Origin of the sequence: Methanosarcina spelaei (assembly GCF_002287235.1) — an archaeon.
In the GTDB taxonomy this organism is placed as follows: domain Archaea; phylum Halobacteriota; class Methanosarcinia; order Methanosarcinales; family Methanosarcinaceae; genus Methanosarcina; species Methanosarcina spelaei.
On record NZ_LMVP01000537.1, the window covers coordinates 1 to 20,039 of the forward strand.

General features: G+C 39.9%; 14 protein-coding genes and 3 pseudogenes. 13 read left to right on the plus strand and 4 right to left on the minus strand.

Annotated features, from left to right (window positions below; translation table 11 throughout):
* Positions 1–379: pseudogene (locus ASJ81_RS19975) on the minus strand (hypothetical protein); the annotation flags it as partial.
* A 421-nt stretch (positions 380–800) separates the two neighbouring features.
* Here ASJ81_RS19975 and ASJ81_RS19980 point away from each other — a divergent pair.
* A complete protein-coding gene (locus tag ASJ81_RS19980) occupies positions 801–1,088 on the plus strand; it encodes a hypothetical protein (protein ID WP_095645892.1) in 288 nt (95 codons plus the stop codon).
* 272 nt (positions 1,089–1,360) lie between these two features.
* Here the strand turns inward: ASJ81_RS19980 and ASJ81_RS19985 are convergent, their stop codons facing one another.
* Positions 1,361–2,182, minus strand: a complete 822-nt coding sequence (locus ASJ81_RS19985) for a CRISPR-associated protein Cas4 (protein ID WP_095645893.1) — start codon at positions 2,180–2,182, stop codon at positions 1,361–1,363.
* 136 nt (positions 2,183–2,318) lie between these two features.
* Between ASJ81_RS19985 and ASJ81_RS19990 the strand changes: the two genes are divergently transcribed.
* The 6 genes from ASJ81_RS19990 to ASJ81_RS20015 all read left to right on the plus strand — a co-directional run bounded on the left by ASJ81_RS19990 (position 2,319) and on the right by ASJ81_RS20015 (position 7,533).
* Positions 2,319–3,059, plus strand: a complete 741-nt coding sequence (locus ASJ81_RS19990; RefSeq protein ID WP_048109259.1) for a helix-turn-helix domain-containing protein — start codon at positions 2,319–2,321, stop codon at positions 3,057–3,059.
* Positions 3,060–3,105: 46 nt separating this feature from the next.
* Positions 3,106–4,155, plus strand: a complete 1,050-nt coding sequence (locus tag ASJ81_RS19995) for a hydroxymethylglutaryl-CoA synthase (protein ID WP_095645904.1) — start codon at positions 3,106–3,108, stop codon at positions 4,153–4,155.
* Between the two features lie 16 nt (positions 4,156–4,171).
* The gene (locus ASJ81_RS20000; protein WP_095645894.1) at positions 4,172–5,344 is read left to right on the plus strand and encodes a thiolase domain-containing protein; all 1,173 of its coding nucleotides are present in this window, start codon (positions 4,172–4,174) and stop codon (positions 5,342–5,344) included.
* 6 nt (positions 5,345–5,350) lie between these two features.
* A complete protein-coding gene (locus ASJ81_RS20005) occupies positions 5,351–5,749 on the plus strand; it encodes a Zn-ribbon domain-containing OB-fold protein (RefSeq protein ID WP_095645895.1) in 399 nt (132 codons plus the stop codon).
* Between the two features lie 145 nt (positions 5,750–5,894).
* Positions 5,895–6,428: a class IV adenylate cyclase gene (gene cyaB, locus ASJ81_RS20010; RefSeq protein WP_095645896.1), complete on the plus strand. Its 534-nt coding sequence runs from the start codon at positions 5,895–5,897 to the stop codon at positions 6,426–6,428.
* Positions 6,429–6,921: 493 nt separating this feature from the next.
* The gene (locus ASJ81_RS20015; protein ID WP_095645897.1) at positions 6,922–7,533 is read left to right on the plus strand and encodes an orotate phosphoribosyltransferase-like protein; all 612 of its coding nucleotides are present in this window, start codon (positions 6,922–6,924) and stop codon (positions 7,531–7,533) included.
* 504 nt (positions 7,534–8,037) lie between these two features.
* Here the strand turns inward: ASJ81_RS20015 and ASJ81_RS20020 are convergent.
* The gene (locus ASJ81_RS20020; RefSeq protein WP_095645898.1) at positions 8,038–8,727 is read right to left on the minus strand and encodes a hypothetical protein; all 690 of its coding nucleotides are present in this window, start codon (positions 8,725–8,727) and stop codon (positions 8,038–8,040) included.
* Between the two features lie 400 nt (positions 8,728–9,127).
* A complete protein-coding gene (metG, locus tag ASJ81_RS20025) occupies positions 9,128–11,263 on the minus strand; it encodes a methionine--tRNA ligase (protein WP_245860361.1) in 2,136 nt (711 codons plus the stop codon).
* Positions 11,264–11,953: 690 nt separating this feature from the next.
* On the opposite strand from metG, the gene sppA reads away from it, so the two are divergent.
* The 6 genes and pseudogenes from sppA to ASJ81_RS20055 all read left to right on the plus strand — a co-directional run bounded on the left by sppA (position 11,954) and on the right by ASJ81_RS20055 (position 19,786).
* Complete coding sequence (gene sppA, locus ASJ81_RS20030; RefSeq protein ID WP_095645899.1) at positions 11,954–13,138, plus strand: signal peptide peptidase SppA; 1,185 nt, start codon at positions 11,954–11,956, stop codon at positions 13,136–13,138.
* A gap of 244 nt (positions 13,139–13,382) precedes the next feature.
* Positions 13,383–14,648: a serine--tRNA ligase gene (gene serS, locus ASJ81_RS20035; protein ID WP_095645900.1), complete on the plus strand. Its 1,266-nt coding sequence runs from the start codon at positions 13,383–13,385 to the stop codon at positions 14,646–14,648.
* A 1,125-nt stretch (positions 14,649–15,773) separates the two neighbouring features.
* Positions 15,774–17,123: pseudogene (locus tag ASJ81_RS24070) on the plus strand (YVTN family beta-propeller repeat protein); the annotation flags it as partial.
* 342 nt (positions 17,124–17,465) lie between these two features.
* Positions 17,466–18,739: pseudogene (locus ASJ81_RS24075) on the plus strand (PKD domain-containing protein); the annotation flags it as partial.
* A 188-nt stretch (positions 18,740–18,927) separates the two neighbouring features.
* The gene (locus ASJ81_RS24345; RefSeq protein WP_095645903.1) at positions 18,928–19,161 is read left to right on the plus strand and encodes a transposase; all 234 of its coding nucleotides are present in this window, start codon (positions 18,928–18,930) and stop codon (positions 19,159–19,161) included.
* Positions 19,162–19,498: 337 nt separating this feature from the next.
* Positions 19,499–19,786 (plus strand): transposase, encoded by a 288-nt coding sequence (locus tag ASJ81_RS20055; protein ID WP_245860007.1) that lies wholly within the window; start codon positions 19,499–19,501, stop codon positions 19,784–19,786.
* The last annotated feature ends 253 nt before the right edge of the window (positions 19,787–20,039 follow it).

Sequence of the window (20,039 nt, forward strand, 5' to 3'; positions counted from 1 at the left end):
GGTTTTGGACCTCGTTCTCCCATAGTATAAATATACGATTTTCAAATATATAATACCAATTAGATACAAATTGACCATCACTTAATTCATAATTGCGTAAATAATAATCAAATACTTTAAGTGCCTCTTCACTTGATAGATCAATATTTCGTTCTAAATAAAGTTCTTTAATTCGTTCTATTCGCTGCTCTTCAAAAGAACATTCTTTGGCTAAATATCTTTCAAAATGTTTTTCTGATATTTTACACCAAAGAGAATAAAACTCATTAAAATCCATACTAAATAAATTTCGGTAATTCTGGTAAAATAATTTAACTCCCGTAAACTCTGCACTTTTATGATCCAACAGAGTACCATCTACATCAAAGAAAACCATCATACTTTTTCCTCAAACTAAAGTAGTATGATAGTACGAATATTTGGCAGGAATATCTCTGTATCAGTGATATAACAGGAAAGATCTGCTTTCTTCAAGTCATAACCTCTATTCAATAATTCGTTAAAATTCCCTGATGGATATTATGTTCAAATAAGTAGAGGATGAAATTATGAACCGTTAATTAGTGACCATAGCGGCGGAGAACATTTTCCTTGTACTATCTGTTGCAGATACAGATAAATTTTATTCATTAACTCTCTTGCATCGTTATGAAGCATTTCTTTGCTGTTTTTAGACTACTGTTATTATCTGGTTTTAGATTAATTATACTGGTTTTAGACTACTATTCATACTGGTTTCAGAATTGGGTCATGATAAAGATATATAGAAATGCAGAACTAATGAATACAGGGGGAACTTCATGGTAGTCATAAAAGAAATAGATGCACCCGAATTCGGGAAAATCCTTACAATCCTTTACGGAACAATGGGTTTGGTTTTTGGGTTTTTTACAACAATCGCTGCTTTAATGGGAATTTCGATACCAAGAAAGTTCGGAATCTTTTCCTTGATTTTCGGGAAATGGGCTGTATTCAGTCTACCTATATTTTATGGGGTATCTGGATACTTCATAGGGCGTATTGCGGCTAGCTTGTTTAATACTGTAATAGGCTCGAAAAAAGGGTTAAAGGTGGAAGTCTTACGTTAAAAGTCAGTGTTACTAGAGTTAAAAATCGAAAAAGTGTCAACTGGTAGTGTTGACATGATTTTATTTTCCTCTTTTTTCCTGGGCAGTGTTTGTCTTTAATGCTAGCAGTCCGATAAGTAATGACATCAAAATCCATTTTTGGCGTTTACTTTTTCCTGAACTCCCATCCTCCAAAAAGGCAGATCAAGCTGCCTAATAATCCGAAGCCTGGAGTAGAGTTATTTTTGCTCGATTCATTTCTACTTGAGCTACTACCGTTATAAGATTCATAATTAGAAAAATTTCGACATAAGGGAAGATTCTGAAACGCAGTGTTCTGAGAAATTGCATTCCTTGCAGAGTTTCTCTTCTTTTCTCTCAGGCATGAGTCCGGCTTTAATTTTTTCCACTTCCCTGCAGATTTTGAGAACTTCCCGCCTATCCGAGCTTCGAACAGCCACCCGTCTGAGCAGGCCGAAACTTACGTACTCCACAAAGGCAAAGGGAACTTCCTTTCCATTTTCGGCTTCAAGAAGCAGGACAAAAGCTGCAATATGTATCCGGTCAGAGGCCCATACACCCTGTTCAGGGCAGCTTCCTGGCCTTAAGATTGACGGAACCTGCGCACCTTCAAAACAAACGAGTTTTGATGGAACACCTTTAAGGTTGAGCCTTTCTGAGGAAAGAAATGGTTCGGTTTTAACTGGCGTAAGTGCCGCAAGCATAGACTCCTTCCCAAATTCTTCAAGTGCTCCCAGCAGGTTGGATGCAATTTCGGGAAGTTTAGCTCTTGCCCGCGCTTTTCCTTCCTCAAAAATCTCCTTTGTAACACCTGCGAGTTCTCGTGGAAACAGGAGTGGAAGGTCTGTACATACCTTTGCCAGGGAATGTTCAAGCTCTTTATGGAGGTTATCGGCGTTTAACGAACACTCTTTCACAATTTCGGGATAATTCAGGGAAAGTTCTTTCAGGATTATTCTTTCGAGCCTGGATGCATTCACTTCCGAAAACAATTCAAAGCCTCGATTGACAAAATAGACCCTTCTCGGACAGTTGACATATAGAAGAAGGTCTGAGACATTTATCTCCTGGTTGGGCAAATCGGTTGACATCATATACTATTTCTTTCGCAAGTGTTATAAATTTTTTTGAGAATATTTGCAGCGCGTTGATTCAGAAATTCTGCGACAATTGCCGAAATCGTATTCGTTAAATATATAAGGTAATGTTTCCTCTTAGAGTACGTGAGTCATGACATCCAATGAATCCTCAGAAAATCTGCGCAACCGTCTGGCGGAGAAAATGGCTGGAGATATAACTCTTTCGGAAAAACCGGGAGAGTCACTCAAAAAATGGAGATCGAATTTTGAGATATCCCAGACCGACATTGCAAATTATCTTAAAGTTTCCCCTTCAGTAATCAGTGATTATGAAAGTGGGAGACGAAAATCACCAGGAACACTAATTATAAAAAAAATTGTTGAGTGCCTCCTTGAGATTGATATGGACAGGGGAAGTAAAAAAATTCACGCTTATGAGTCAATACTTACCTTAGAAAGCGGTACGAAATCTATCTACTCCACATACGAGTATACGATTCCGATACAGCTTGCTAAACTGGTCAACATTATCGAAGGAAATATTGTCTATAAAGGAGTTGAAAGACCTCTTTACGGTTTTTCTGTCATTGACAGCCAGAAAGCAATCCTGGAACTTTCTTCCCACGAGTTTCAGAAGCTCTATGGCTGGAGTACTGACAGGGCCATGATCTTTACAAAGGTCAGCACCGGGAAATCCCCAATGGTAGCCATCCGCGTTACCAACCTTAAGCCTGGTGCCGTGGTACTTCACGGGCTTCGAAAAGAAGAGGTCGAACCTGTTGCAATCAAGATGGCAGAAGTCGACCGTATCCCCCTGGTCGCAACTACGATGGATCTTGATCAAATTATCCAGCTACTGAGAAAATACAGTCAATACTATGCAAGGGAATAAATCCCTAAACTCTGATGCCCTGAAACACTCAAAAACAGGTGGAAATATGACTATTGGAATCGTCTCTTACGGTGCTTATGTTCCCAGATATCGTATCAAAGTTGAAGAAATCGCCCAAGTCTGGGGTGATAATGCAGAGGCTCTTAAAAGTGGCCTTATGGTATATGAAAAATCTGTGCCTGATATCGATGAAGACGCAGCGACCATAGCTGTGGAAGCGGCAAGATACGCGATGATAAGAAGCGGGGTTGATCCAGAAAGGATTGGAGCGGTATACACGGGCTCGGAGAGTCATCCCTATGCTGTAAAGCCAACAAGCACGATTGTCGCCCAGGCTATAGGAGCGACTCCAAACATGACTGCAGCAGACTTCGAATTTGCATGTAAGGCAGGGACAGCTGCAGTTCAGGCCTGTATGGGACTGGTAAGTTCAGGAATGGTCGACCTGGGCATGGCTATAGGAGCCGATGTTTCCCAGGGAGCTCCGGGTGATGCCCTCGAGTATACCGCAGCTGCAGGTGGAGTTGCCTGCCTCATTGGGAAAAACGAATCCGAGATTGCCGCAATCATTGAAGACACTTATTCTTTTACAACTGACACGCCTGACTTCTGGAGACGGGAAGGAATGCCCTATCCTGAGCACGGAGGCCGTTTTACAGGAGAACCAGGTTACTTCAAGCATGTGACTAACGGCGCAAAAGGTCTTCTAGAAAAACTAGGGACGAAGCCTAAAGATTACGATTATGTGGTTTTCCACCAGCCAAATGGAAAATTCCCGACCAAAGTTGCAAAAAGCCTGGGTTTCACCAAGGCTCAGATTGCTCCAGGACTTGTAGTTCCAAAAATAGGGAACACATATTCAGGTTCCTGTCTTATGGGAATTGCTGCAACTCTCGACCAGGCAAAACCAGGGGACAGGATTTTTGCTACTGCCTTCGGGTCTGGTGCAGGGTCTGATGCTTTTAGTATAACGGTTACAGATAGGATCGAGGAAATCCGAAATAGGGCTCCGACGGTTTCCGAACTAATTAAAGATCCTATATATATTGACTATGCAAGATATGCCAAACATAAAGGGAAGATTCGCCGGTCATGAAAACGGAGTGAAAAATATGAGAGACGTAGCAATTATCGGAGTAAAGAATACCAAGTTTGGAGAACTTTGGGAACGGTCCCTGAGAGATATAGTAGTAGAAGCCGGGGCTGGAGCACTTGAAGACGCAGGCGTTGGCGGAAAAGAAATCGACTCTCTCTACGTAGGAAACATGAGCGGAGGCCGATTTATTGATCAGGAACATATAGGTGCTCTTATAGCGGATTATTCGGGACTCTCCAAGAACCTGCATGTTCCAGCTACTCGAGTTGAAGCTGCCTGTGCATCGGGCGGGCTTGCCCTGAGGCAGGCCATCATGGCTGTAGCTTCCGGTTATAATGATATAGTGATTGCAGCAGGAGCTGAAAAAATGACTGATGTTGGCTCTGAGGAAGCATCTTCAGCTCTTTCAGCAGCGGCTGATCGCGAGTGGGAAGGGATGACAGGAGCAACTTTTCCAGGGCTTTATGCAATGATTGCAAGGTTGCATATGCACAGGTATGGGACTACCAGTGAGCAGCTTGCCGAGGTTGCCGTAAAGAATCATAAAAATGGCTCTTTAAATCCAATTGCTCAGTATAAAAACAGAATTACTGTGAAAGACGTGTTAAATTCTATTATGGTAGCTGATCCTTTACACATTTTTGATTGTTCTCCTATAACTGATGGTGCTTCAGCTGTTGTACTTGCTCCAGCGGATATTGCGCACAAGTATACGGATACCCCCATTTATATCAGGGCAACGGCTCAGGCAAGCGATACTATCGCGCTTCATGACCGGCGAGATATAACAACCCTCGATGCAACCGTGGTGGCTGCAAAGCGGGCCTACTCTATGGCAAAACTAAGGCCTGAAGACATCGACCTTGTGGAAGTACATGACTGCTTCACAATTGCTGAGATTTGCGCAATTGAAGATCTCGGGTTTGCAGAAAAAGGAAAAGGCGGAATTGTCACAGCAAACGGGGAAACCGCAATAGGGAGCAGGATTCCTGTCAATACCTCAGGTGGCCTAAAAGCATGCGGACATCCGGTGGGGGCAACAGGCATAAAACAGGCTGTAGAAATTGTAACCCAGCTGCGCGGAGAAGCAGGCCAGCGTCAGGTCGAAGGTGCAGAGTACGGTATGACCCATAATGTAGGAGGGTCAGGGGCAACAGCAGTAGTGCATATTTTCTCGAGGGAGAGGTGATATCCTATGGCTTCGGTTCCAAGATTCTGGAGAGGCATTGGCAGCAGGTATAACCTTGAAGGTACCCGCTGTAATGAATGTGGGGAATATTTCTATCCTCCGCGCAATTTTTGCGTAAACTGCAGGCGTGTAGGCCATATTGAGCCTTACAAATTCAAAGGCACTGGCGAAATAATTTCATATACAGTGATCCATACAGCTGCTGAAGGTTTTGAAGACCAGACTCCTTACATCCTTGCGATAATTCAGCTTGATGAAGGTCCCCGACTGACCTCACAGGTAATTGGCAATCCTGAGAATATTCACATTAGAATGAGGGTAAGATCCGTATTCCGCAAGCTTGGAGAGGACGGTGAAGGTGGCATGATCTACTATGGCACCAAGTTCGTCCCTGAACATGAATAAAATGTCCGGACTTTCCGGATTCCATTTTTTAGACTACTGAAGTGAGTTTTTAGCAAGGCAAAGTGTCTAGTCATAGATACTAGCTACCAATAGGTCACAATGTTTACCAATTTTAAACAGATTTTATCGGAGATGCCTGAAAACTATGATTGAAATCGAGGTCAAGGTCAAAGCGGACCATTCAAAAGCCCACCATGTTCTCAAAAAAATAGGAGCAGTAAAACTTGGAGTTGAGAGCCAGTCCGACGTTTATTTTGCAGCTCCTTATAGGGATTTTGCAAAAACCGACGAGGCGCTCAGGATCCGCTCCCTGAATGATCAGGCTGTGCTAACCTATAAAGGTCCCAAACTCGATGGGATCTCCAAAACTCGGGAAGAATTCGAAACTTCTGTAGACGAAGAAACTACAATACAAATCTTGCATGCCCTTGGTTTCTCCGAAGCTGGAGTGGTACGTAAAAAAAGGGAAGTCTTCAGGGCAGGAGAAATTACTGTCTGCCTCGACATCGTAGAGAGGCTTGGAGAATTTCTTGAAGTTGAAATCGTGGCTGATAGTGAAAAAGAGCTTGAATCTTCAAGGGCAAAATTATTTGAATTGCTAAAACAGTTTGGCGCCGAGGAAAAAGATTCTATTCGGACTTCTTATCTTGAGATGGTACTGGAGAAAAATAAAGGATAATACATTAAAGGCTAATGTATCTAAAGGTTAGTACATTAAAGGTTAATATATCTAAAGGTTAATATATCTAGTATACATCTGGTGAATATATACTAATCTTTCGACATTTTTAATACTACTCTTTTTATCGGTAATGTCCATGAGTTATTGAAATTCATATGCATGAAAATCTCTATTTTTTCCTATAATTGATTAAATACTCATTTTCATACTCAATCAATGACTCATGGACACAACCAAATAGTTTGAGTTCAGTTAAAGTTGCAGAAAATTTTTCAGTCTACTGAGCAACGGTTTATCCTTGGATGAAGAGTGCTGAAAAAGAAGATTTTCTCTATCTTCATTTGTCATCATTTTTCTTCAAAAATGAAGAATTTGTAAAAAGAGTCAATCTTAAGCTGAAGAAAGGGATATAACACTTGATATTATAATATTACCTTAATTTGGAGACCCGGTATATATCCGGATAAAAATTTCAGGTGGTTATGGAGACATGAAGGATATAGAAGATTTAATACAGAAAGCTGTGGAACTGCAAAATAACGGGCTTGTAACCGGTCAGATCGCCGACGAACTCAATGTTTCAAGGGAAACCGTTGTCTGGCTTTTAACCCGTTCTAAAAAAGAAGAAATAACTCCTGCTCCAAAGGATATTTCTGTAAACTGGAACAGTATAGGAAAAAGTGCTAAACGTCTCCACAACATCTCGCTTGCACTCTGCGACATGGTGCTTGAGACTTTAGAAAAAATAAATGCTGAAGTAGATGTGGTTGTTGGCGTTGCAGCCAATGGTATTCCTCTGGCAAGCATGATGGCATATGAATTAGGTACAGATTTAGCTATTTATCACCGTAAAGGGCAGGAGAGCGTTCACGCAGGCCACAAAGGGACAATAAGCAGGAATTTTGGGTCTGTTGCCGGTAAAAATTGTGTTATCGTGGATGATGTTATTACCACCGGTTCAACCAGTATGGAAGTGATTGAGCGGCTAAGAGAAATGGATGCAAAACCAAGACTTGTAGTTGTACTGGTAGACAAAAAAGGTGCAGATATGATTGCTAATATTCCGATTCAGTCTCTTGTAAGAGTTGTACGTTTGGACTGATAATGCCTGGTGCCTCGATTCCAAAATAAGTTTTTTCTTTTGTGAGAAATTCATTATCAATGAATAGCTCCGAAAGTCAAATGTTATGAATCTACTTAGAATTACAGTACTAGTGTCGCGCCAGCATTAAAATGTGTACATAATTGGTTAAAAATGATTCAGAATTATTTATCCTTAGGATTGACGTGACACTGGCACACATTTACACCTTTAACATACTCTCAGAATCAAGCAAACGTTATTCAGATTTTTTTGGTAAAAACTCTACAGGTTAAACAAGAGCGTGCCTTAAAATTACGTATGATCCTACAATTGGAATTAGTTACTGTACGCATTTGAAGTCCAAAACCAAACACATTAGTTGTAACCGATTTAGTATTTCATATAGTAGAGGTTTAATGCTATTGATTTCCCAGTTCAATCGCGTGAATCCTATCAAATTGAGTCAGTGATTTGAGGACACGACATTTCATAAAGGTTGCATAAACTTTTCTTCTAAACCTTTTACCGTTTTCTTTTTAAGTATATGACTGTTCCAAGCATTACTGCAATCACACTGACAGGGCTCATGAAAGGAGTAGCTTTTGGTTTCTGGGTCTTATTGGAACTTTCTTCCTTCTCGTCTGTTGTTTCTGTATTTTCTGCTGTTTTGGTATCGTTTATGCTGTCAACGTTTTGATCTTCCTGTTTATTCTCTGTTTTTGTATTTTCTACAATCTCAGTCTCGTTTGTTTTATTTTCGGTTTGGTTTTCTTCCGGCCACTTTCCCTGAGCTTTTAGCTCCTTAACTACTGCGTCTCTGTCAGAAATAGGGTGTTTTCCTGGAAAACCGAAAGTTACACTGAAAAGCTGTTTATTCAGGTCTTTGTCCTTTAACATCAGGAGCACGGATTCGTTATGAGTGGTAAACTCAGCTTCGTCTTCAGTCCAGAAGCTGGATCCTGATTCAGTTCTCACTTGTATAGTTTTCGCAGGCAGGGGATTATAGAGCCACTCATTAACTGTAATTGTGGTGATCGTGTATCTGCCGTAATCAGTTATCTTACTCACCGTGCCGATCATTATGCGGTCAGAGTTGTTTATCTGATATGGAATTTCAGCAGTTTCAGCTACAAGCATGGCTGCTGCAAGATTTGGAACCAGAAAAAGCAATATAAGTGTAAAGAGTATCGAAAACAAATTCAGGTGTTTCATCAAAAATTCTCCTGTTCTTTACTTAATTGTAATGAGTAGGTTATCGAAATGTTGACTGAACTTATCATGATTTATGTAATAACTGTCTGATTTTAATTTATTAGAGTGTACTAACCTAATCCTATTGAGACTTAAATATAAAAATAAAAAGTGGGAAGATTTATTTAAAAACTTTCTCTACATTTATAGAATGTACTCAAATCTATAAAAATCTTATTTCATCGGAAAAATGAAATTTATTCTTGTATATGGTTGCATTTTACCTGGCTTTTACCACTTTTGACCTCAAACTACCTTTTCCGTAAAAAGAGAAATAGAAAGCAAAAAGCCCGAACACAAAGGGAAAATAAAAAAATAAAAAAGTAAATAAAAAGAAAGTAAAAAAGAAAAGGAAATTATTTCAGCGTATTCTTGAACCTGGCTTTATTTCTCTGTCAGGCATCAGGGCTGCTACAATATTATCTTCACAGTTATCGGCTGCAAGAATCATGCCGTTTGATTGGACTCCGCAGAGTTTTGCAGGTTTCAGGTTGGCGAGTACGATTACGGTTTTCCCTACAAGCTCTTCAGGAGCGTAATACGAAGCAAGGCCTGCAACAAGCTGCCTGGGCTTTTCTTCGCCGATGTCTACTTCAACTCTTATAAGTTTTTTTGACTTCTTCACAGGTTCGGCAAGCAAAACTTTTCCTACGCGGATGTCGAGTTTTGCAAAGTCTTCGTACTCTATCGTGGGAAGTCTTTCTTTTTCTTCTTCCGCGTGTTTTGCTGCTTCTCCGGTTTTTTCGGCTGGTTTTGCTTCCTCTTCAGGACCCATCCCTTCGGATTTGGCGGGTTCTTTTCCGTTACCTTTTCCTGCGGCTTTCTTTGCATCTGCGGCTTTTACTCTCTGGTTTGCAATCTCTTCCATTTCCTCGATTCTTTCATCTTCGAGTTTGGTGAAGAGGATCTTGGGTTTTGCAAGCCTTGTGCCTACTTTCAGAGGCACGAGCGCCTCATCATACAGGGTGGTGTGCAGGTCTCCTTCCTGCCCTAGCTCTTTCCAGACTGTCTCCATGCTTCCTGGGGTTACTGGCTCAAAGATCAGACATAAGGCTTTTGCCAGATGGAGGCAGTTGTAAAGCACCTGTCCGCAGGCTGCCTTATCCTGTTTTATCAGGCTCCAGGGCTCATGGGACTGAAAATAGGTGTTTCCGAAAGATGCAAGGGACATTGCAGAATCAACGGCTCTTTTGAACTCATATTCGGCCATTGCGGCTTTTACTTCCTTCAAGATCTTTTCGATTTCGTTCCTTACATCAGGCTCAAGTTCTCCTTCGGGAACTTCTCCATAGTTCTTATAAGCAAACAACATTGTCCGGTACAGGAAATTCCCGAGCACGGCAACAAGTTCGGTATTGATCTTTTCCTGAAGCACGCGCCAGGAAAAGTTCAGCTCCTTTGTGTGAGAGGTATAGCTTGCCAGGTAATATCTCAGCAGATCAGGATGGAAACCATGGTCAAGGTAATCTTCTCCTACCCAGACAACATTACCCCTACTTTTAGAAAATTTCTTGTCTTCGATTTTTACCATTCCTGAAGCTACAACATCTGTAGGAGTCGAATAATCTGCGCCTTTAAGCATAGCTGGCCAGAAAATGCAGTGGTGATAGGTAATGTCTCCTCCTATAAAATGGACAATTTCCCCATTATTTTTCCAGAATTTTTCCCAGGAATCCCCTGTTTTTGCAGCCCATTCCTCGGTAAAGGCGATATATCCTATAGGAGCATCTACCCAGACATAGACAACTAGGTCATCATGCCCTGGAAATTTTACTCCCCATTCCAGGTTCCGGGTGATGCACCAGTCTGTAAGTCCCTGCTTTACCCAACCCAGTGCGTAGTTTCTAGCATTGATGGTTCCGCCAAGATCATTTGAGAGATAATTCATCAGGTAGTCGCTGAAATTGGAAAGCTTGAAAAAGAAATGTTCCTGCTGCCTGTACTCTGCAGGCCCTCCACAAATAGTGCAGACAGGGTTCTGAAGTTCTCCGGGCTCAAGATGTTTTCCACATCCCTGGTCACATTCATCTCCTCTTGCAATCTCGCCACAGTGAGGACACAACCCTTCTACGTAGCGGTCAGGGAGAAAACGATTGCATTTAGAGCAATAAGCAATTTCGATAGTTTTTGGGTACACATAGTTTTTTTCAATCAGCTTGTTGACAATATCCAGAGTTCGGTTGTGATTTTCTGGATCATCCGTAGTTCCAAAAGCATCAAAATAAACTCCAAGCTGCCTGAAAGTCTCGTCAAAATGTTTGTGATATATCTCTACAAGTTCTTTAGGGGTGATCCCTAGTTCTTCGGCATTTACGACAATAGGGGTGCCGTGAGTATCCGAACCGCAGACAAAAGTAACCTCCCTTCCTTCCTTTCGCAGGGAACGGACAAAAATATCAGCGGGCACATAAGTCCGGAGGTGCCCAACATGAGCCTTGCCGTTAGCATATGGCAGGCCACAGGTAACAAGTACGGGTTTACTGAATGATTCTGGCATTTCTATCTCCATATATTTTTTACGAATATATTCTTCTTCGATGATTACAATTCTAAAATATATTTCGCTCACTTTTTGATCAAACTTTTTTTGAAAAAGTTTGCTGCAACTCTAAAATATATTTCGCTCACTTTTTGATCAAACTTTTTTTGAAAAAGTTTGCTGCAATTCTAAAATATATTTCGCTCACTTTTTGATCAAACTTTTTTTGAAAAAGTTTGCTGCAAATCTAAAATATATTTCGCTCACTTTTTGATCAAACTTTTTTTGAAAAAGTTTGCTGCAATTCTAAAATATATTTCGCTCACTTTTTGATCAAACTTTTATTTGAAAAAGTTTGACATATTTTAAAAATTATATCTCGCCACTTTTTTCTTTACTTTTTCTTCACTTCTCTCTTTACTTCTTTCTTTACTTATTTTGCTACTGTGTTTTACAAGGTAACTTATTTGAGGGATAGTTAACAATTATATATAAAGAAGGATGGAGTGTAGAGACAAATTAACAATAGCTTCGACAAATGAGCTGTTAAATAAATTCTATTTCCTGCGGGCTTTTGTAAGCTATTCTTCTTGCACAGCTTGCTACAATAGTATACTCTCTTGATTAAAAACTTAAACAATGCTCAAGACCGCAAACGAAAGCGGCAAATCTAAAATATACGATCTTAGATATACGGTTCCACAATATATGAGCGATAGAAACATAAATCCTGAAGGCACAAACTCAAAAGATCTATCTGTAGATGACAACTTACAAAGCAGTCCTCACAATGGTAGTGATTACTCTGTTCCTGATAATGGAACTTACGGTACGAGTGATAACTCCTTTGACAGCTCTGCCTCTGATGGTCCAGAGAAAATGACTGATCACGGGACTCACGCTGAAATCTCTGAAAATAAAGAAGTTAAAAACAAGAATTTAAGCATGAATCCTAATTCTTATCCACAGAAAAGAAGGTACAGATGGATAACCTACCTGCTGGTCGTACTGGCTCTCATAACTATCATACTGATGAGTCTTACGGTAATCTCCTCCAATCTCGGTATAGGAGGAGGATTGGGAAATCCGGATAAGGTAGCTGTTATCTATGTTCAGGGTACTATATTTTCCGGAAACGTTGCTGACGGACTTGGTTATGCTACTTCAGAAGAGATTGCAGGAGATGTCCACAGTGCAGCCGCAGATAACGGAGTCAAGGCAATTGTGCTTAGAATTGACAGTCCCGGAGGATCTCCGGCAGCAGCCCAAGAAATTGTAGAGGAAATTAAGAAAGCCCAGGCAAAAGGAATTCCTGTTGTTGTATCCATGGGGGACCTTGCAACCAGTGCTGCATATTATATCTCTGCACCGACTGATTACATTATTGCAAGTCCTTCTACGAATACCGGATCTATTGGAGTGATCTGGGTTTTCCAGAATATGTCTCTCTCTTATAAAGAAACAGGTGTAGATTATTACATTGCAAGATCCGGAGAAATGAAAGACATGGGAGGCACCTGGAGAGGACTTACAGATCAGGAAAAAGAGTATGCTGATTCTGTGGTTATGGACAGCTACGAAAATTTCATAACCGAAGTTTCTGAAGGGCGCAACATGTCCAAAAGTAAAGTAAAATCCCTTGCTGATGGTCGCATATACACAGGAACCAAGGCAAAGGAACTTGGGCTTGTGGATGGCTTTGGAAACTTTTATGATGCAATTGACAAGGCTGCGGAACTTGGAGGAATATCAGGGGAACCCAAAGTTGAATATATGAACAAAGCAAGTCTTTCAAGGCTGCTTTTGAGTTCGGACTCAGGAAGGTCTAATGAGACAGCCGAAAAGTTAGTCAGTTCCTTTGAAGAAAGTCCATATGGAAAACTTATTGCCTGAACTCCTTAAAGAATCGATAATTAAAACGAGATAGTTTCGATTGCGAGCAATTAAGGTTTTCATATTTTTTTAATTTTTATTTCTCTTTCTCTTTTTATTTCTCTTTCTCTTTTTATTTCTCTTTCTCTTTATATTTCCCTGTTCTCTCTTTTCTTTTTCAATTTTGTAACTTTCCATAACAGCGTTACACCCGAAAAATCACAAAATATATATTCTCTCACACGCTGGATATCTCGGGCTTAATATGCTGGATCTTAAACTTGTACGTAATAGTCCCGATGTAGTTAGACACGCTCTCATTAACAGGAATATGAGCACCGAGCTTATAGACAGTCTTCTTGAGTATGATAAAGCGTGGAGAGAATGTCTCGCCGAGGGTGATGAGCTAAAACATAAGCGCAATGTGGTCACCCGTGAGATAGCGAAGCTAAAGAAAGAAAATAAAGATACTTTATCTAAGATAGAGGAAATGCAAGGCATTAATAGCCGTATAAAAGAGATCGACGATATAATACGTGATTACAAGTCAAAAATACATGAAATAATGCTCAGAATTCCCAATATCCCTTCATCGACAACTCCGGTAGGTAAGGACGAGAATGATAATCCCGTTGTAAGGGTTATTGGCGAGCCAAGAAAGTTCACATTCACTCCACAGCCCCATTGGGATATAGGAGAAGCACTGGACATACTTGACTTTGAGAAAGGCGCCAAGATCGCAGGTCAGGGTTTTACGGTCTATAAGGGTATGGGCGCGAAACTCGAAAGAGCGCTTGTAAACTTTATGCTTGACGTACATTCAAGGCAGGGTTATCTTGAAGTTTTCCCACCTGTACTTATCAACGAAAAAGCGATGACTGGTACAGGCCAGTTACCAAAATTTAAAGAAGATATGTACTTATGTACTGATGGTTACTATCTTGCACCTACTGCAGAAGTTCCTGTAACCAATCTCTATATGGACGAGTACATTGAAAAACTGCCTGTCTTCCTTACAGCGTATACTGCCTGTTTCAGGCGTGAGGCAGGAAAACATGGTCAGGACACTAGAGGCATCATCCGCCAGCACCAGTTCAATAAGGTTGAACTTGTCAAATTCGTAAAGCCGGAAACCTCATATGAAGAACTGGAGAAACTTACCCTTGATGCGGAAGAGATCCTTAAACTCTTGAAACTGCCATATCGCGTGGTAAACCTATGTACCGGAGACCTGGGATTCTCAGCAGCAAAGACTTACGACATCGAGGTGTGGGTACCCACACAGGAAAAATACAGGGAAATATCTTCGTGCTCCAATTTCGAGAACTTCCAGGCCAGAAGGGCGAATATCCGCTTCAGGACTCCTGAAGGTCCGCAGTTTGTCCATACCCTTAATGGCTCAGGCCTTGCTGTAGGGAGGACTGTAGTTGCGATACTCGAGAACTATCAGCGTGAAGACGGAAGCGTGGAAATCCCTGAGGTTCTCAGGCCATACCTTGGTGGGGCAAAAGAAATTGTAAAAGAAGACTAAACTTAAACCAAAAAAGTCTAAGCTTAAAATAAAAAGTCTATATTTAGATAGAAGGTATGGGAATTTCCAAAACATATCCCAAACCACTATCAACGCGAGAAAGCGGGGAAGAACGAATTTAAGGACGCAGTTTTTCAGTGCTTTGCGTACTGTTAGCGTTTGATTTCTTTTGTAATTTTTTAATAATATCTATTGATTTTATCCCAAAAATAATTTTGTTCCCAAATCTATAAAATTACAGATCTATTTTTGTGCTCCGAAAATCGAGTAATTTTCAAATAGTGTGATTAAAAGAAGTAATTTTGAGTTTTGAAATTACTATTTATCTACATATTGGAAATTTTCTTCATACTCACGATTTTCAATAACGGTGTCCCATTATTTAACTTTTTAACTTTTTCTAAATTATTTTCTGGATCTTGATGTCTCAGTTTTACATTTTTGTGCTCAAATTTTGTTATTTCAAGCTAATCAACTTCAATTAGATTCTTTTATTTAGTTCGTTTCAGGAGCCCACACACCGATATTAAGAAAATGTCGACTAAAAAATTCTAGAAAGCTCAGCAGTTAAATAAGGTCTTTTTATAAGTTAATATCCATTGTGACAGAAGCAGACTTTAATTCTGTTTCCTGATTTCTACTATGTTTTTTATTTCCAGGCATCTTAGTCTCCTTCGGACTGATTCATATTAAAATGTTTATAAAGTTAATTTTTATTGTGGTAATTCGTGTTTTTCAACAGTTGATCTCATTCATTTAATTTTTTAAATCTTATTAAGTTCTTTTGAAATCTTAAACTACAATTAAAGTATTTTCTATCAGGATTAACAGTTATACCAAGAAATCAATAGTAATAGACATTCAACTATCCTGATTACATATATACTACTTTTTTTGTCCACTCGGTTTTCCATATATAATAAATTAATATAAAAACACCCATATATAAAGAAGTATTTTATAGGCGGACAGATATATATTTAGTCCTAGCATAAACATTGTGACTATTTTTATATTAAATATATAGATTTTTGTTTTCAATTGTCAGCAAAACCAATGCTAGATTTTGAAGAAATCACGGTATGTTAAAAATGCAAGAATAACGAAAGATGAGGAGTAGGAAATATGAAAACTAACAAAAAATTGCATCCACCGGCTTTAGCTTTGGCTGTAATTTTATTTTTAACTCTTGTAACGTCTACTGCATCAGCAGACTCGGTACAAAACTCTGCCGACTGGCCATATGCATATATTACGAACTATGCTGCTGGCACTGTCTCTGTAATTGACATAAACACAAACACTGTTACAGCTACTGTGCCTGTAGGCATCACTCCTTTTGGAGTTGTAATCAACCCAGAGGCGACAAAGGTATATGTGACAAATTGGGGAAGTAACAATGTTTCTGTAATTAATACAGCAACAAACACTGTCATAGCCACTGTGCCTGTAGGAAGTGAACCTAAAGGAATTGCAATCAATCCTGAGGGAACAAAGGTATATGTAGCAAACACCAACAGTACAACTGTTTCTGTTATTGATACAGCTACAGACACTGTTACAGCCACGGTGAATGTAGGAAGTTATCCTTTGGGAATTGCAGTCAACTCGGCGAGAACGAAAGCATATGTGACTAACTATGGTAGCAACACTGTCTCTGTAATTGACACAGCAACAAACAAGGTTACAGCCACTGTGAAGGTAGGGAGTGTTCCTTCTGGAGTTGTTGTCAATCCTTTTGGGTCAAAGGTATATGTGGCAAACTCTGGCAGTAACACCCTCTCTGTGATTGACACGAAAACAAACACTGTTACAGCCACAGTGAAGGTAGGAAGAAGTCCGTTTGGAGTTGCAATTGTTGCCGGGTCAAAGTTATATGTGACGAATTCACTCGGAAATACTGTCTCTATTATTAACACAGCGACAGACGCTGTTACAGCCACGGTGCCTGTAGGGATAAACCCTGTAGGTATGGCAGTTAACCCAACCAGATCAAAGGTATATGTGGCAAACCACGCCAGCAACACTGTTTCCATAATTGACGTGGCAAAAAAAACTGTTACAGCTACTGTGCCTGTAGGATCTGGGCCTACTGCCTTTGGGCAGTTTATGTATTGTCCTCCGTTATCTGTAGGTGCCAACCTCAAAATCTACAAACAGGCACCATCAAGTATAACCTCCGGTAGTTCGATGACATATACATTGTATTATTATAATTTTGGGAACAAAGACGCTCGAAATGTTGGCATTGAAGATGCATTACCTGATAATGTTGAATTTGAGTCTGCTTCGGATGGTGGAGTTTATCATTCTGATACAAGAACTGTTACATGGGATATAGGATCAGTTTCTCCAGACGGCCACGGTTATAAAACTTTTACAGTTAAAATTCCTCAGAATACTCCAGTTGAGACTTTAATTTATAACAGTGTTAGCATCAGTACATCAGATCTTGAAACTAACGATGATGATAATACAGCACGTGTTTGGACATGGGTTGTCTCTAAATATCATGATCCTGCAGGATACATTTATGATGTCAACACACTGGAACCCATATCTAATGCATCGGTTTGGCTGCAGATTCCTGATGGTATTGGAGGCTGGGAAAATGTTTCCACAGGTGAAAGCGTTCCTATAGCTCAACCCGATAAAAATCCTCTAACTACTGACGAAGCTGGTAAATATAAGTGGGATGTTCTTAACGGCTCTTATATGGTACATGTAGAAGCTTCAGGATACGAGCCTGCAGATAGTATTGTTGTATTTATCCCACCAGCAGTTACTGATTTGGATGTAGGTCTAATATCATTACTTCCTGTTGCAAACTTTACCAGTAATCTGACCAGTGGTAATGTCCCTCTTTCTGTAGAGTTCACAGATAATTCGCAAAAAGCAACTGAATGGAACTGGGATTTTGGAGACGGAACCAGTTCGACAGATCAGAATACAACGCATACTTACTTTGCAGCAGGAAACTATACTGTTAATCTGACAGTAAGCAATGAACACGGTACAGACTCAAAGTTAGCTACAATAATTGTTTCCGAACAAGTTCTTCCTGTTGCAAACTTCACAAGCAACGTAACGAGTGGTTCTGCTCCCCTGGCAGTGCGGTTTACCGACACTTCAACTGGCACTGTATCTTCATATGCATGGGACTTTAATAACGATGGCAATATAGACAGCACGGAACAGAGTCCTTTGTATACATACGGTACGTCCGGTACTTACACTGTCAACCTTACTGTTTCTAACGCTGATGGAAGTGATTCTGAGGTAAAGACAGGGTACATTAACGTCATCAGTCAATCTTCAGAAAAACCAGTAGCTGATTTTTCAGCGTCTTCTACTTCAGGAAAAATACCATTAACGGTTACCTTTACTGACACAAGTACAGGAATACCGACGAAGTGGAAGTGGAGTTTTGGAGACGGGACAACTTCAACCCAGCAAGATCAAAAGCATAAGTATTCCAAAGCAGGAAAGTATACGGTAACACTTACAGTTGCCAATACTAAAGGCAGTAACACGGTAACAAGGACAGATTATATAAAAGTGATAGAAAAACCTGTTGCAAACTTCACCAGCAGTGTTACAAAAGGAAAATCTCCATTAAACGTTAAATTTACTGACACAAGTACAGGAACACCAACAAAGTGGAAATGGATTTTTCAGGAATACCGACGAAGTGGAAATGGGATTTTGGAGACGGGACAACTTCAACCAAGCAGAATATAACGCATAAGTATTCAAAGGCAGGAAATTATACGGTGGCACTTACTGTAAGCAATGCTGCAGGCAGTAATACATTAACAAAAACTGGCTATATACAAGTAACAGAAAAACCGGTAGCTGATTTTTCAGCGTCTCCAACATCAGGAAAAGCACCACTTAATGTCGCTTTCACTGACATAAGTACAGGAATACCGACGAAGTGGAAGTGGGATTTCGGAGACGGAACAACTTCAACCAAACAGAATTTAACGCATAAATATTCCAAAGCAGGGAATTATACAGTTGCACTTACTGTAAGCAATACTGCAGGCAGTAATACAGTAACGAAAACAGGTTATGTAATAGTAAAATGAGTATAGATTGGGGACATATTCTGAAAGCAAATAAAACTTTAAATTGAATACGAAAAGTTCAAGGACAAAGAGGGGCGGGGGAGCTTTCTATGAAGTTCTCCTAATTAACCAACTCAGGATATGGATGAGTTTTATAACTAGAGCCTATCCCAAAAGTAATATTATGTTGAAATTATAAATTTACTTTTATGTCATTTCGTGAAATCGATGATGTTCTATGGGAATCCATGGAACCTTATCTTCCTCCACAGAAATCATATACAGGAAGGCCACGTGCAAATATGAGAAAGTTAATGAACGGTATTTTGTACGTTGTTATGACAGGTTGTACGTGGAAAGACGTTCCCAGGAAATATGGATCTAAGTCAACAGTACATAGATTCCATCTCATTGGTCATCGGTTAAGGAATTTTCTTACCTGAAAGCTATCGATTTTGCATTAGAAACCGGCTTTAAGTTTTGGCCTCTTTACATGAAATTGATATCTGGCTACAACTCATAATTTATTAAAACTTTTGGCAAATGTTGTTGAAATTGATGCAATTTGTCACGATTCCTCACTTAACCGAAGACGCATGGATTCCATCTATATCTGTGTGAACATGGTATTTATCAGAAGATTTTCAATGAACTTTTAAACAAAGGTTACGATTTGAATAAAATAGGTCTTTCTCACTGCTTTACTGATACAAAGGATGTTCCGGCTAAAAAAGGGGGAATATCGGTTACGATGGACACAAAAAAATAAAAGGAATAAAAATAAGCGTTTTAGTAGATCTACAGGGTTTACCTCTCTCGATTATTATTGTTCCTGCAAATAAGAATGATTCTACACTTTATATACCTACACTTAAAAATTTTAATATAAAGAGACCTGTAGGAAGGCCTGTTAACAGGCCTTCCAAAGTAACAGCTGATGCAATGTATGATACAGCTAAAATTAGAAAATATAACAGGAGAAGAGGAATAAAGTCCAATATACCAGTAAATAAAAGAAATAGGAAGAAAAAGAAGAGAGGAAGACCAATAAGTGCGACAAGAAGTTAAATCATGAATTGCGGAAACGCTACTCCTTCCATTCGGAGCAATCCTACCAGGATGTGCGTCACTAGTAATGGTGGGGTGCAAAGCTCCTGGGACAATGTGAAGACCTCTGAAAGTCCAATTCAGAATACTTGCTAGGATAAGGGTTCTATGGAGAACGTAAAGTGAATCATTGCAAGAGTCGTTACTTCCAACAAGCGAAACTGGACTTGCGCTTGAACCAAAAGGTACGGAATCAGACTGTAGTGGTTTTATT